At 66.2% G+C, this 14,143-nt stretch carries 7 protein-coding genes; 5 read left to right on the forward strand and 2 right to left on the reverse strand.

Features of this window, described 5'->3' with window-relative positions; translation table 11 throughout:
• Positions 1-32 precede the first annotated feature (32 nt).
• From N4G47_RS07890 to cueR, 4 genes are all read left to right on the forward strand, one after another.
• A complete protein-coding gene (locus tag N4G47_RS07890) occupies positions 33-494 on the forward strand; it encodes a hypothetical protein (protein ID WP_475286303.1) in 462 nt (153 codons plus the stop codon).
• A gap of 463 nt (positions 495-957) precedes the next feature.
• The gene (locus N4G47_RS07895; protein WP_475286305.1) at positions 958-3,915 is read left to right on the forward strand and encodes a TonB-dependent receptor plug domain-containing protein; all 2,958 of its coding nucleotides are present in this window, start codon (positions 958-960) and stop codon (positions 3,913-3,915) included.
• 130 nt (positions 3,916-4,045) lie between these two features.
• Positions 4,046-6,538, forward strand: a complete 2,493-nt coding sequence (locus N4G47_RS07900) for a heavy metal translocating P-type ATPase (protein WP_475286306.1) — start codon at positions 4,046-4,048, stop codon at positions 6,536-6,538.
• Between the two features lie 11 nt (positions 6,539-6,549).
• On the forward strand, positions 6,550-7,005 hold the full coding sequence (gene cueR / locus N4G47_RS07905; protein ID WP_475286308.1) for a Cu(I)-responsive transcriptional regulator: 456 nt from the start codon (positions 6,550-6,552) through the stop codon (positions 7,003-7,005).
• 78 nt (positions 7,006-7,083) lie between these two features.
• Here the strand turns inward: cueR and N4G47_RS07910 are convergent, their stop codons facing one another.
• Positions 7,084-7,278 carry a heavy-metal-associated domain-containing protein gene (locus N4G47_RS07910; RefSeq protein ID WP_107232420.1) on the reverse strand — a complete coding sequence of 65 codons (195 nt, stop codon included), beginning with the start codon at positions 7,276-7,278 and terminating at the stop codon, positions 7,084-7,086.
• Between the two features lie 219 nt (positions 7,279-7,497).
• Entirely contained in the window at positions 7,498-10,575 is a 3,078-nt protein-coding gene (locus tag N4G47_RS07915; RefSeq protein ID WP_475286309.1) for a TonB-dependent receptor, read from the reverse strand.
• A 1,067-nt stretch (positions 10,576-11,642) separates the two neighbouring features.
• On the opposite strand from N4G47_RS07915, the gene N4G47_RS07920 reads away from it, so the two are divergent.
• The gene (locus N4G47_RS07920; RefSeq protein ID WP_475286311.1) at positions 11,643-14,108 is read left to right on the forward strand and encodes a GH92 family glycosyl hydrolase; all 2,466 of its coding nucleotides are present in this window, start codon (positions 11,643-11,645) and stop codon (positions 14,106-14,108) included.
• Positions 14,109-14,143: the final 35 nt, after the last annotated feature.

A 14,143-nucleotide genomic window follows, 5' to 3' on the forward strand; every position in this document is an offset into this window, starting at 1 on the left:
CGTACGGCTCGGGGGCAGGCCAAGTCGTTGAAATGCATACGCTGGCGCGCCGTCGCATGGCGGCGCAGTCGGTGATTGCCGATAGTGGTTCATACCGTCGTTCGCCATCGAATTCCCGCATGTTTCGATTGTTTCTGCTGCTTGTCTGCGCGGTGCCAGCCATTGCAGTCGGCGCACGTGAAGGGCAGGCACCGGAGTGGGTGCGGGAGGTGGCTGCCGACAAGGACCTGCAGGTTGACCCCGAAATGGTTGGTGTGAGGCTTGAGCCGACCGCGCGGAGCGCGCTCCTCGACACGCGTGCACATCGCATCGGGGCGAGGCGTTTTCGCGCGCTGTATCAGGTATTCGATTCCAACGCGGATAACCCGATGGGCTTTTGCGGCGCTGGACGCGAGATCCATCTCTTCGTCTACGAAGTGACGCCGCTGGAGCCCGTGGAGCGCGGCAGGATACGGATCAGCAGTTGCCTTGAGAATGTGTCACTGGCCAGCTAGAACTCGGGGCAAGTGGGCGACGAGTCCGACTTTTCCTCGGTTACCTGGCAACGGGATGGATTCACCGTCCAGTGGCGGGGGAGCGGGCCCGGAAGCGATGTTTCACGCCGCTATCTGCTCCGCAACAGCCGCTTCGTCGTGGATCAACCGGGTGCGGCAAGTCCTTGAGGCGGACAGAACCGTTCCGCGCGTGATTGTCGCAATCGTGTCATGCATACCTGCGCCGCTCTCTCGGCGATAGTCCGCAACCTATTGATTGCTCTCGATACCGGTAGCCAATAACGGCATTCCGTCGCCGCTTGCTGCGTCGCCGCATGCTCGGCACGGTTCAGCTGTGCTTTAGTTTGGATCGATCCACAGGGAGGGTGCCTGGACGGTCTTGAACCGATCCAGGCGCCCGGATCAGCCGTCGTGCCGCGCCACCACCCGTCCGTGCGTCCACACTTTCCAAGAGCAACCACCCATGGCTCAGTCCGTCCGCAAGCGTCGTCACCTGCTGTCCCAGGCTCTGGTCCTGGCCCTGTTGCCCCTGGCTGCCAGCGCGCAGGAGGCGGCCAGTTCCTCCACCAAGGATCTCGACGCGGTCACCGTGACCGGCTCGCGCATCAAGCGCGCCAGCGTCGAGGGCCCGGCACCGGTCAATGTGATCACCGCCCAGCAGATCCAGAAGGAAGGCTTCGCCAGCGTGTACGACGCGCTGAAGACCCTCACCGAGGCCACCGGTACCGTCGAGGCGGCCTCGCAGTGGGGCTCGCACACGCCCAACGCCAGTGGTCTGAACCTGCGCGGGATGGGCCCGAACCGTTCGCTGCTGCTGGTCAATGGCCGTCGTGTGGCGGACTACCCGCTGCCTTACGGCGGTGAAACCAACTTCTCCAACTACGGCAACATTCCCGCTGCCGCGGTCGAGCGCATCGAAGTGCTGACCGGCGGCGCCTCGGCCATCTATGGTTCCGACGCGATTGCCGGCGTGGTCAACGTCATCCTGAAAACCAATTACGACGGCGACGAAGTGCGCGTACGCGGAGGCACCTCCACCGAAGGCGGCCGCGATACCTGGGATCTGTCGTGGGCCGGCGGCAAGACCGGCGACCACTGGAGCGTGACCTACGCGCTGCAGTACACCAAGCGCGACCCGCTGTTCGGCCGCGACCGCCCGCAGATGGACGATGCCGACGATGCGCCGTACCCATCCTGGAACATGGAACAGCGCAAGGTCGGCTTCCGTCCGACCGCAGGCCTGGCGCTGATCGATCCGAGCAACGGCCAGCGCCTGGCGCCACCGGCCGGCACCTGCGAGAAGTTCGACGGCGAGTACTACACCGCCGACCGCCTGGTCTACAACTACGCCGCCAACACCATCAGCAACACCGGCCGTCTGTGCGGCATGAGCGCCGACTACGCCAACTGGCTGCTCACCGGCGGTGCCGAGAACGTGTCCGGCAACCTGTACGCCACCTTCGATTTCAGCAACGACCTGCAGGCCTGGACCAACCTGGCGGTGTACCGCTCCGAAGCGATCTGGGGCACCAACCCGCCCGGCGTGTCGCTGATCGACGATGCCAACGGCTACTACTGGGATGCCAACCGCAACCGCCCGATCCTCGGCGTGCGCCAGTTCACCCCGAACGAGGTGGGCGGTCTGGATACCCTGCGCAACACCAATCGTGAACTCTCCTGGGACTGGAGCGCCGGCCTGCGCGGACGCCTGGCTGAGCGCTTCGACTGGAGCGCATCGGTGGGGCGCTCGTACTACCGGGTGGAGGAGCGGCAGAACGTGGTGGACGAGCAGAAGTCCTATGATTTCTTCCTCGGCCCGCGGCTGGGCACCACTGCCGATGGCGAGGCGATCTACGCACTGAACGAATCGCGCTGGTGGAACCCGATCACGCCGGACCAGTACTGGCAAATGGGCACGGTGGCCAAGAACCGCGCCGCCTCGTGGGTCAACCAGGCCTCGGCGGACATCACCGGCGAACTGTTCCAGGGCTGGGCCGGCCCGATCTCGTTCGCAGCCGTGGCCGAAGTCGCGCAGCAGGGCTACCACCTCAGTCCGGACCCGCGCGCCGGCATCGACTTCGATCTGCAGAACGTCGACCGTGGTGGTGGCGAGCGCACCCGTTATTCGGCGGGCGTCGAGTTCAAGATTCCGCTGCTGGAGAGCGTGACCGCCACCGCGGCCGCGCGCTATGACCGCTATGGCAACTACAAGGCCGACGACAGCAGCGAAGCGCTGAACATCGGCAGCCAGAAGGAAACCACCTGGAACGTCGGCCTGGAATGGCGGCCGGTCGAATCGCTGCTGGTGCGGGGTTCGTACGCCACCAGCTTCCATGCACCGGACATGCATTACCTGCTGGGCCAGCCGAGCAGTTCGGAGGTGCTGACCTACGATCGGCTGCGCTGCATCCAGAGCGGCGCCTACCTGGTCAACAACTGCGGTGTCGGCAACACCGATGTCTGGTATGCGTTCGACGTGAACCGTCGTGGCACACCGCTGCTGCGCTCGGAGACCGGTGATTCGTGGACGGTGGGCTTCGTGTGGGACGTGATGCCGAATTTGTCGGTCAGCGCTGATTACTGGGCGATCAAGCTGGAAGACATGATCGTCGATGTGGGTGCCGACGAAGTGCTGGCCAGCGAGGCGGGCTGCCTGACCGGCAAGAACATGGACGGTACGCCGTGGGCCAATCCGGCCGGTGGCGAGTACTGCGCCGGCATCCTGGCCCGTGTGAACCGCGACAGCAACGGGCGCCTGGTGTCGATCGAGCGTGGCCCGTTCAACCTGGCCAGCCGTGAAGTGCGTGGCATCGATCTGACCGCGCGGTATCGGCTGGATACCGCGCAATGGGGCAGCTTCCAGCTGGGCCTGAACTACACCAACCAGATTTCCACCAAGGAGCAGCGTTACGCCGCCGACCCCAACCCGGAACGCCGTGACCGCGACCTGCGCAGCAAGCTGCGTGCGAGCCTGGCCTGGCAGCGGGGCAACTGGAACGCCAATGTCTATGCCGACCGTGTGGGCTCGGTGCCAGGCGTGCGCTACCACTGGGGCACCGACCGCCTCGACAACCCGGGTGGCTGCCTGCCGTTCGCCGATGGCTACGTGCCCAGTGACAGCCCCTCGCTGAACTGCCTGGAGCCGTCGACGCGTCCGGATGGCTCACCCAATCCGAACCCGAATGCAGGCCAGCAGACCGCGCGCTACTTCGGCCGGGTCGGGCCGTTCATCACCTGGAACTTCAACGTGGGCTACCAGGTGACCGAGCACGCCAAGGTCAATGTGTACGTCAACAACGCGTTCAACTCGACCAGCTGGAACCACAAGGACCCGTACAAGCTGGACTACGACTTCGCGCCGACCCGCCTGTTGAGCGCAGTGGGCCGCGAGTTCGCGCTGGAGTACGTGTTCACCTTCTGAGGCGGGTTGCAGGCGGTACGCCGGGCCTGGCCCGGCGCTACCGCTCGGTCCCGGGGCGGCTGGATTTGACCTTCCCACGATGGCAAGGTTTAGCCTGTGCGCATCCACAAGCACGCCCGGGAATCCGATCATGAGTACGCCTCGCGCCACTGCCATCCCTGCCACGATCAGCCTGCCCATCGAGGGTATGACCTGCGCCAGCTGCGTGGGCCGCGTCGAAGCGGCGCTGTCAAAGGTGGAGGGCGTGGGCAGCGTAGCGGTGAACCTGGCCACCGAGCGTGCGGACATCCGCCCCACCGGCCCGGTTGATCGCGCAGCGCTGATCCAGGCCGTGGAGCGGGTGGGCTATGACGTACCGGCCGCCACCACCGAACTGGCCGTGGAAGGCATGACCTGTGCCTCCTGCGTGGGCCGTGTCGAGCGCGCGCTGCTGGCGGTTCCCGGCGTCAGCCAGGCCAGCGTGAACCTGGCCACCGAACGCGCCACCGTGCGTGGCGTGGCCGATGCGGCTGCGCTGATTGCGGCCATCGACAAGGCCGGCTATGACGCACGTGTGATCGAGGACGGCGCGCCCGCCGAGGATGAAGCGGCCGAAAGGAAGGACGTCGAGCGCGCCGAACTCAAGCGCGACCTGATCGTGGCCACCGCGCTGGCACTGCCGGTGTTCGTGCTGGAGATGGGCTCGCATCTGGTTCCCGGCATGCATCACTGGGTGATGTCCACGATCGGCCTGCAGGCCAGCTGGTACCTGCAGTTCGTGCTGACCGCCCTGGTGCTGGCGATCCCGGGCCGCCGCTTCTACCTGAAGGGCTTCCCGGCACTGCTGCGGCTGGCACCGGACATGAACTCGCTGGTCGCGGTAGGCACCGCCGCAGCATTCGGCTACTCGGTGGTGGCCACCTTCCTGCCGCGGCTGCTGCCGCCGGGCACGGTGAACGTCTACTACGAAGCGGCGGCGGTGATTGTCGCCCTGATCCTGCTCGGGCGATTCCTCGAAGCGCGTGCCAAGGGCCGGACCTCGGAGGCGATCAAGCGCCTGGTCAAGCTGCAGGCGAAGGTCGCCCATGTCATCCGTGACGGGCGCGCGGTCGATGTTCCGGTCGGCCAGGTGCTGGCCGGTGACGTGGTGGAGGTGCGCCCGGGCGAGCGGGTGCCGGTGGATGGCGAGGTGATCGAAGGCCGCAGCTACATCGACGAATCGATGATCAGTGGCGAGCCGGTTCCGGTCGAGAAGCAGCCCGGCAGCAACGCGGTGGGAGGCACGATCAACCAGACCGGCGCATTGACCGTGCGCGCGACGGCGGTCGGCGGGCAGACCCTGCTGGCGCAGATCATCCGCATGGTCGAACAGGCGCAGGGCTCGAAGCTGCCGATCCAGGCCGTGGTCGACAAGGTGACGCTGTGGTTCGTGCCGGCGGTGATGCTGGCCGCGCTGGTGACCTTCCTGGTCTGGCTGGTGGTCGGTCCGTCGCCGGCGCTCAGCTTTGCCCTGGTCAACGCGGTGGCGGTGCTGATCATTGCCTGCCCGTGCGCGATGGGGCTGGCGACGCCGACCTCGATCATGGTCGGCACCGGCCGCGGCGCGGAAATGGGTGTGCTGTTCCGCAAGGGCGAGGCCTTGCAGCTGCTGAAGGACGCGCAGGTGGTGGCGGTGGACAAGACCGGCACCCTGACCGAAGGCCGTCCGCGGCTGACCGACCTGGAGATCGCCGACGGCTTTGATCGCAGCACGGTTCTGGCAGCGGTGGCGGCGGTGGAGTCGCGCTCGGAGCATCCGATTGCCCGCGCGATTGTGGACGCGGCCACCGCGCAGGGCATCGCACTGCCGGCGATGGTCGATTTCGACTCGGTGACCGGCATGGGCGTGCGTGCCGGTGTGGGTGGCACGCGGGTGGAGGTCGGTGCTGATCGCTTCATGCGCGAGCTGGGCGTGGACATCACGCCCTTTGCTGCACAAGCCAGCCAGCTCGGAACGCAGGGCAAGTCGCCGCTGTATGCCGCCATCGACGGGCGCCTGGTGGCGATCATCGCGGTCTCCGATCCGATCAAGCCGAGCACGCCAGCGGCCATCGCGGCGCTGCACCAGCTGGGCCTGAAGGTGGCGATGATCACCGGTGACAATGCAGGCACCGCGCAGGCGATCGCGCGTCAGCTCGGCATCGATGAGGTGGTCGCCGAGGTGCTGCCGGCAGGCAAGGTCGAGGCGATACGTCGACTGAAGGCGGTGCATGGACACGTCGCCTTCGTCGGCGACGGCATCAACGATGCGCCAGCACTGGCCGAGGCCGATGTCGGACTGGCCATCGGCACCGGTACCGATATCGCGGTGGAGTCGGCCGATGTGGTGCTGATGTCGGGCAGCCTGCAGGGCGTGCCCAATGCCATCGCGCTGTCGAAGGCGACGCTGGGCAACATCCGGCAGAACCTGTTCTGGGCTTTCGCCTACAACACCGCGTTGATTCCGGTGGCAGCCGGCGTGCTGTATCCGGTCTGGGGCGTGCTGCTGTCGCCGGTGTTCGCGGCCGGTGCGATGGCCTTGTCCAGCGTGTTCGTGCTGGGCAACGCGCTGCGCCTGCGCCGGTTCCAGCCGCCGATGGCGGATGCGCCCGCTGCGACCCGTTGAAGGAGACCTGCATGAACATCGGTGAAGCCGCCAAGGCCTCGAATGTCTCGGCGAAGATGATCCGCTACTACGAACAGATCGGCCTGATTCCCGCGGCCGATCGCACCGAGTCGGGCTACAGGGCTTACTCGCAGGCGGACATCCACCGCCTGCGCTTCATCCGCCGCGCACGTGATCTGGGCTTCCAGGTGGCCGAGATCACCGATCTGCTCGGCCTCTGGAATGACACCTCGCGGCACAGTGCCGACGTCAAGCGCCTGGCCGAACAGCACATCGTCGACCTGGAGCAACGCATCGAAAGCATGCGGCAGATGGCCGACACGCTGAAGTCGCTGATCAGCTGCTGCGCCGGCGACGAACGCCCGGAATGCCCGATCCTGGAGCAGTTGGGTAAGGATGAAGAGATGCAGCTGCCGGTGGATGCACCGAAGACCGGCGCGGTGCGGCGGCGCGTGCACAAGCACTGAGACGCTGTCGCGCACATGAAAAAGCCCGCCGGGTGTGATTGCACCGGGCGGGCCTGGTCGTCGACGCGAGGCTGCGGATCAGGCGGTGCGCGGCGGGAAGCCTGCATCGTTCACCGCGGCGAACACCTGCTCCTGCGAGGCAGTGGTCTGCACCTTGACCCGCCCGGTCGGCGGGTCGGCCTCCACGCGGGCGTCCGGATCAATCTGCTGGATCGCACGGGTCACGCTGCGCGCGCAGCCGCCGCAGGTCATGCCGTCAACATGGAATTCCATCTGTCGCTCCTTCGCTGCTCTTGAGAGGGCTCCAGTGTGCACCTTCCAACGATGGCAGGGTCAAGCGCGGGGCTGAACGCCCGGCCATCGCCGCCAACGCATCACCCCTTCCAACAAAAACGGCAGCCACCTGTACCAGCGTGGCTGCCGTGGAGGATTGGCCCCGCGCGCGGCGGGGCGGGGCAGCTCCGGGTCAGGCCCGGGCCGCCCGGTGCGACGTCAGAACTTCCAGGTAGCGCCGAAGTACAGCTGGCGGCCTGCATAGGTGTTGGAGATGAGGCGGGCCTTGCTGTCACTGCCCAGGTGCACGCGCTGTTCGGACTTGGTGGCGTTGATCACCGAGGCGGTCAGCGTCCAGTCCGGGGTCAGGTTGTAGGCAACGTTCAGATCCAGCTGATCGTAGGGTTCGGTGTAGACGGTCAGGCCGTTGTTGAGCCCGCCGACCACCTGGCCACGCCGGTTGAACGAAGCGCGTGCGAGGAACTTCTCGTTCTCGTAGAACACCGTCACGTTGGCCTGGTTCTTGGCACTGCCGACCAGCGGCGAGGAGCCGATCTCCTGGCCATCCAGCACGATCGATGCCAGGTTGGTGTCGTTGTAGGTGTAGTTGGCCTGCACGCCCACGCCGAAATCGAAGGTGTACTGGCCGTACAGCTCCACGCCCTGGGAAACGCCATCACGGCCGTTGGCCTGGGTCTCGTAGCGTTGCACGGTCACCGCCTCGCCACCGATGACCATCGGCGTGTCACGCACTACCGGCAGGGTGAAGTTGTCCACGTTCTTGCGGAACAGGCCCACGCCGGCAACGGCGCCGGGCTGGAAGTACCACTCCAGGCCCAGGTCGAACTGGGTGGCCTTGAACGGCTCCAGCTGCTTGTTGCTGCCCTGGCCGACCCAGCCGGCGGTCGATGCACCGCCCGCCACGCGGCGATCATTGACGTACTCCTGGCTGTAGTAGCTCAGTGCGCCGGGCGCAGCGATGTCGGTGTAGCCGGGGCGGGCGATGACCTTGGACGCCGCACCGCGCAGGACCAGCGTATCGGTGATGTCCCAGGCGATGTTGAAGCTCGGCAGCACATCGGTGTAGGTGCGGTCCACGCCGATCAGGTCGTAGGTCTTGCTCTGCGCCAGATCATGCGGAAGGCGCACGAAGCCACTTTCGCAGCTGTAGGTCGGATAGGCCGCCGCGGCCGGATCGGTGCACGCCATCGGCGCGCCGGAGGCGTTGTCCAGGAAGTAGTCGTTGAACTTCTCGATCGAGTCGGAGGACTGGGCGAACTGCTTGGTACGCACCACGCGCACGCCGACGTTGCCGCGCAGGCGCTCGGTACGGAAGTTGGCCTGGAAGTAGCCGGAGTAGATCTTCTCGTTGACGTTGTAGACGAAATCTTCCTCGGTCCGGTTGTGCGAACCGCCGTAGGTCTGGTTCAGGTAATCGATGTAGGCCGGGTAGTTGATGCCCGGGAACACATTGGCGTTGAAACCGCCGGCGATGTTGCTGATCGGGTTGGACAGGAAGAAGCCCGGCTGCGCGTTGCCGGCGGTCGGGTCGCAGCCGCTCTGGTAGCGGCTGTTGTCATAGTCGGCGGGGTCGCGGCCCGGGCACACCCAGTAGGTATTGCCGGTGTTGCGGTGGACCTTGCCGTCACGGTACTTGGCGCCGAACTGGATCGAATCCAGCCAGCCGGACTCGAACAGCTTGGTCACATCGGCCTGGAAGTAGTTCTGCTTGACCTCGGTGCGCTTCCACGACGAATCGGTGGAGCCGGTATCGACTTCGGCGATGCCGTTCATCAGCTGCTGCTGCAGGTCCGGCGAGAAGGTCGCAGACGGCGTGCCGGTCAGATCCCAGGCGCTGTACAGGTTGCCGGGCAGGTAGACGTTGCCGTCCTTGCGGCGCGGCTTGGCCGACATGCGGAAGTTCATCGACGGGCCACCTTCGGACCAGGTGCGGCCACCGGTGAACGAAGCCTTCCACAGCGGGCTGATGTCCCAGTCGATGCTCAGGTCGGCGGTCTGCGACAGTGCCTTTTCCTTGCTGTAGCCACCGGTCAGCTGCGGGGTGGGAACGGTGCAGTCGTCCGGGCCCCAGCCGCCGGGTGCGAGACCGGCGGCCTTGGCCTCGTCCTCGCTGCAGTAGTAGGTTTTACCGGCCAGCTTCTCGAACTGGCCACCGGTGACGATGCTGCCACTGGGATCGAAGTCCAGGCCGTTGAGCAGGCGGCCGCCGGCCCAGTTGCCGTCGCCGTTGAAGCGGGCCATGCTCCATTCGGGAATCTTCAGCATGTTCTGGGTGTAGTCACCCTGAAGCTCGAAGCGGAAGTAGTTCGCGGTCAGGGTGAGGTTGTCGACCGGCTTGAACTGGAAGGTCAGCTGGCCGCCCTTGCGTTCGCGCTTCTCTTCCTTCACCGCGAAGTTCACCGAGGTCGGCATGAAGAAGTCGGTGTAGTTCTGGCCGGACTGGTTGTTGAAGCCGGAGCGGCCCCACCAGTAGTGGATGCCATCCTGTGCCTGCGTATTGCCGTAGGCATCACGCGCCTTGCCGGCGCCATACCACTGGTAATCCTCGGTGCTGGCTTCCATGGTCCGGGTGGTGCGCTTCTGCTGGGTCACGCCCACCAGCACGCCGAAGCGTTCGTCCTGGCTGTGCCACGAGTACAGCGCCGACGCCTGCGGATCGATATCGTGATGGGTGTCGGAGGAGGTGCCTTCGAGCGTGACGAAGCCCGAGTTGGATTCCATGTCCAGCGGGCGTCGGGTGTGCAGGATGACCGTGCCGCCGATGCCGCCTTCATCGATGCGCGCTTCCGGCGACTTGAACAGCTCGGCGCTGGACAGCATGTTCGACGGCAGCAGGGTGTAGTTGAACGAACGCGTGGCTTCGTCGTTGGTTTCCGAAGTAGCAACGTAATTGCCGTTCAACTGGGTCAGGGTCAGGTCCGGTGCCAGGCCGCGCACGCTGACGCTTTTGCCTTCACCGCCACTACGGGTGATGACCACGCCGGGGACGCGCTGCAGCGCATCGGCGACGTTCTTGTCGGGGAACTTGCCGACGTCTTCAGCGGTGATCACTTCGACCACGGCGTTGGCGTCGCGCTTCTGCTCGAGGCTCTTCTCGATGGCGTAGCGGTAGCCGGTGACCTGGACGCTGTCCAGGGTGGTGGCGTCCTGCGTGCCGGTGCTGGTGGCCTGCTGCGCGGCGGCGCCAGCCGGCAGAACGGCGGCAGCCAGGGCCAGCGCGATGGCCAACGACAATGCGTCCTGGCCATGCGTACGTGTTGAATGCTTCATTCCCATCTCTCCTCTCTCCTGGATTGATCCGGTGACGTGGCACGGACAACTTGAATCGATCTAATTTGAAGTGACATTGTCGCTGTCGCCATGCAGTGGCAGTGGCACCGTGCGCGTGGCCTGGTACGTCCTGTTCCCGCTTCCCCAACTCCCGGCCATCGCAATGTCGTCTTGGATCGATCTAAGCGATGGGCGGGCGATTTTTAGCATGGGTCGCCCGTGGGCGCATGCTGCTGCGCAATATGGTACTGGCGTGGCAATGCTGTGACGGTTTGCTGAAAACAGTGGAAACGTTTTCGTGCGCAGGCGAGGGTGGGTCGGCAGGGCGGCGCCCTGCACCTGCGGGTAGTGCCGGCCGCTGGCCGGCAACAGCCAAAGCCAATGCCGGGCTGGCAGGACACGCCGTAAACCCGTCCATGGGGGCTCGATGGCGCCATCCATGGCGCCAACGGTCCTGCCAGCCCACTCCGCCCCGCCTTCGACAGTTTCCCGGTGACGGTTGGATGGGGCCTGGGGACGGCAGGGGTAACGGCCTGGGGTCAGATCCGTTTTCCTTTGGAAAACGGATCTGACCCCAGATTGATTTCGTTATCTGACAGAGATTGATCCAAGCATGGCGTGGATCCGTCGCAGATCGCGGAAATCTGTCGAAGGCGGGGTGGGTCCGGTTGCGGGGGTGTCCGCGGCATGGATGCCGCGGCCAAGCCCCCAAGGATGGGTTTACGGCGTCCCCCGCAACCGCCCCCCCGACTCCCCACAGGAAACCGGCTTCTGCTGTTGCTGTTGCTGTTGCTCCAGCTCGGAGCAGGTGCAGGTGCAGGTGCAGGTGCAGGTGCAGGTGCAGGTGCAGGGCGCAGGTGCAGGGCGCAGCCCTGCCGAACACCCCTTCATGCTGCGCCGCAGAATGCAATCGGCTGAACCTGCATGCTCTACTTGAATCGATCTAAATTCACGGTCACGTGGGTCAGGCGTCATTCCAGGGGAGCCATCTGCCGATGCGGGCAAGGCTCAGCGGAACGGTGCCGGACGGCCCCGATCGTCTGCCTTCGCGTCATCGACTACAGGAACCCGACATGCGTCCAGTGCCGTCCGCTCCCGCCGTCCCCTTGTCCGAGCGCCCGCTGGCGCGCCTGGCCTGCCTGCTCGCCCTGTCGGCCATGCCGATGCTGCTGCAGGCGGCACCGGCGGCGCTGGAGCGCGAGGTCAATACCTTCATCGGCAGCAAGGACGATGGCAACACCTTCCCGGGCGCGTCGGCGCCGTTCGGCCTGATCCAGGTCAGCCCGATCGGCAGCCATTACTCGGGCTGGCGCTACGACGACGAGAAGATCCGCGGCTTCGGCCACTCGTTCATTTCCGGTGCGGGTTGCTGGGAGCAGGGCGGCCAGGTGTCGGTACTGCCGGTGACGGGCAGCATCGGCCCGGGCGGCGATTTCGATACCGGCAACCCCAAGCAGTTCGACCACAAGGCCTACGCCTCGAACTACACCCATGACGGCGAAATCGGACAGGCCGGCTACTACAAGGTGCGGCTGACCAGCTATGGCGGCATCGACGCCGAGGCGACCGCGCGCACTCGCGCCGCCGCCGAGCGCTACACCTTCAGCCAGCGCAGCGGCGACGGCCACGTGCTGGTCAATGTCGGCCAGGCCAACGAGCGCCATTCGGTGATCGGCAGTGTGGTCGACGTGGTCGGTGACCGCGTGGTGGAAGGCAAGCTGGTCACCAAGAGTTTCTGTGGTGGGCACCAGTACACCACCTGGTTCCGCATCGAGTTCGACCGCCCGTTCAAGGCGCACGGCACCTGGGGCGAGGGCGGTGGCCTGCCCGGTGCGCGCCACAGCATGGAAGGCGAGCAGAAGCCGAATGGCGCCTGGCTCAGCTTCGACCTGGCCAAGGGCCAGTCGGTGACGGCGGTCAGTGCGATCTCGCACGTGGACGCCGAAGGCGCGCGCACCAACCTGCGCGCCGAGGGCATGCAGGGCGGGGCGCTGCTGGGTTTCGACCGCATGCGCACGCTGTCCCAACAGTCCTGGCGCGAGCAGCTGGGCCGGGTGCGCGTGCAGGGCGGCAACGCTGACGACCGCGCCGTGTTCTACAGCGCGGTCTACCACGCGCTGCTGCAGCCGATGACCGGCAACGATGCCGACGGCCGCTATCGCGGTTATGACGATGGCATCCATCGTGCCGATGGCTGGACCTACTACGAGTACTTCTCGCTGTGGGATACCTACCGCGCGCAGAACCAGTGGCTGGCACTGACCCGTCCGGATGTGGCGCGCGACATCGGCCGCACGCTGCTGGCGATCGACGAGCAGGGCGGCTGGCTGCCGCGCTGGGGCTATGCCAACTTCGAGACCAACATCATGACCGGCGATCCGGTCACCCCGTTCATGGTCGACCTGTGGCGCTTCGGCGCGCTCAAGGGCCGCGAGTCGCAGGCCTGGGATGCACTGCGTCGCAACGCGTTCGGCACGCCGCCGCTGAACTCGCGCATGGCCGGCCGTTCCGGCAACCCGACCTACCTGGACAAGGGCTATGTGGTCTATGACCGCGCGTTCCCGTCCAAGGGCATGGACGTTGATCCGCACCACGGCGGCTCGGCCACGCTGGAATACGCGCTGGCCGACTGCGCGCTCTCGCAGATGGCCGATGGCCTGGGCCATGCGCAGGATGCGGCGACGCTGCGTGAGCGCGGCCGCAACTGGCGCAAGGTGTGGGACCCGCAGGTGCGCGATGCCGAGACCGGTTTTACCGGTTTCCCGCGCCCGCGTACCGAAGATGGCCAGTGGTACACCCCGGCCGATGGCCGCTACAGCCCGCGTTCGCACCACGGCTTCCATGAGGGCACCGCGTGGCAGTACCAGTGGCTGGCGCAGCAGGACGTGCCGGGTCTGGTGGAAGCCATGGATGGCCGCGAACAGGCCGGCCGCCGCCTTGATGCCTTCTTCGCGATGGACGCGCTGCAGGCCGATCCGCTCAATGCCGCGCGCAAGGAGTGGGTGGTCGGGCCGTACAGCTACTACAACCAGTTCCGCTACAACCCGAACAACGAGCCGGACCTGCACTCGCCGTGGCTGTACACGCTGATCGGCCAGCCGTGGAAGACGGCGGCGGTGGTGCGCGCCGCGCAGCAGCTGTTCACCAATGCCCCCAACGGCGTGACCGGCAACGATGACCTCGGCACGATGTCGGCCTGGTATCTGTTCAGCGCCATCGGCGTCTACCCGGCGGTGCCCGGCAGCGGCCAGTTCCTGCTGCACACCCCGCGCTTTGCCAAGGTGGAAGTGGACATGGGCAATGGCCGCACCCTGCGCATCGACGCGCCGGGCGCCGACGGCCGCCGCCTGCAGTACGTGCAGGGCGTGCAGGTCGATGGCCAGGCGCATGCGCCGGTGTGGCTGGACTGGGACCGCCTGCAGCAGGGCCCGCGCCTGCACTTCAGCCTGGACGCCAAGGCACCGGAGCAGGGCTGGGGCACCGCCGTGAAGGACCTGCCGGTGTCCTGGTGCGCGGCACCGGGCAGCGCATTGCGCTGAGCCGGACTGTGCCGTTCGCGGTGACCCAGCGAACG

It is taken from the genome of Stenotrophomonas sp. GSD10, from assembly GCF_056172695.1.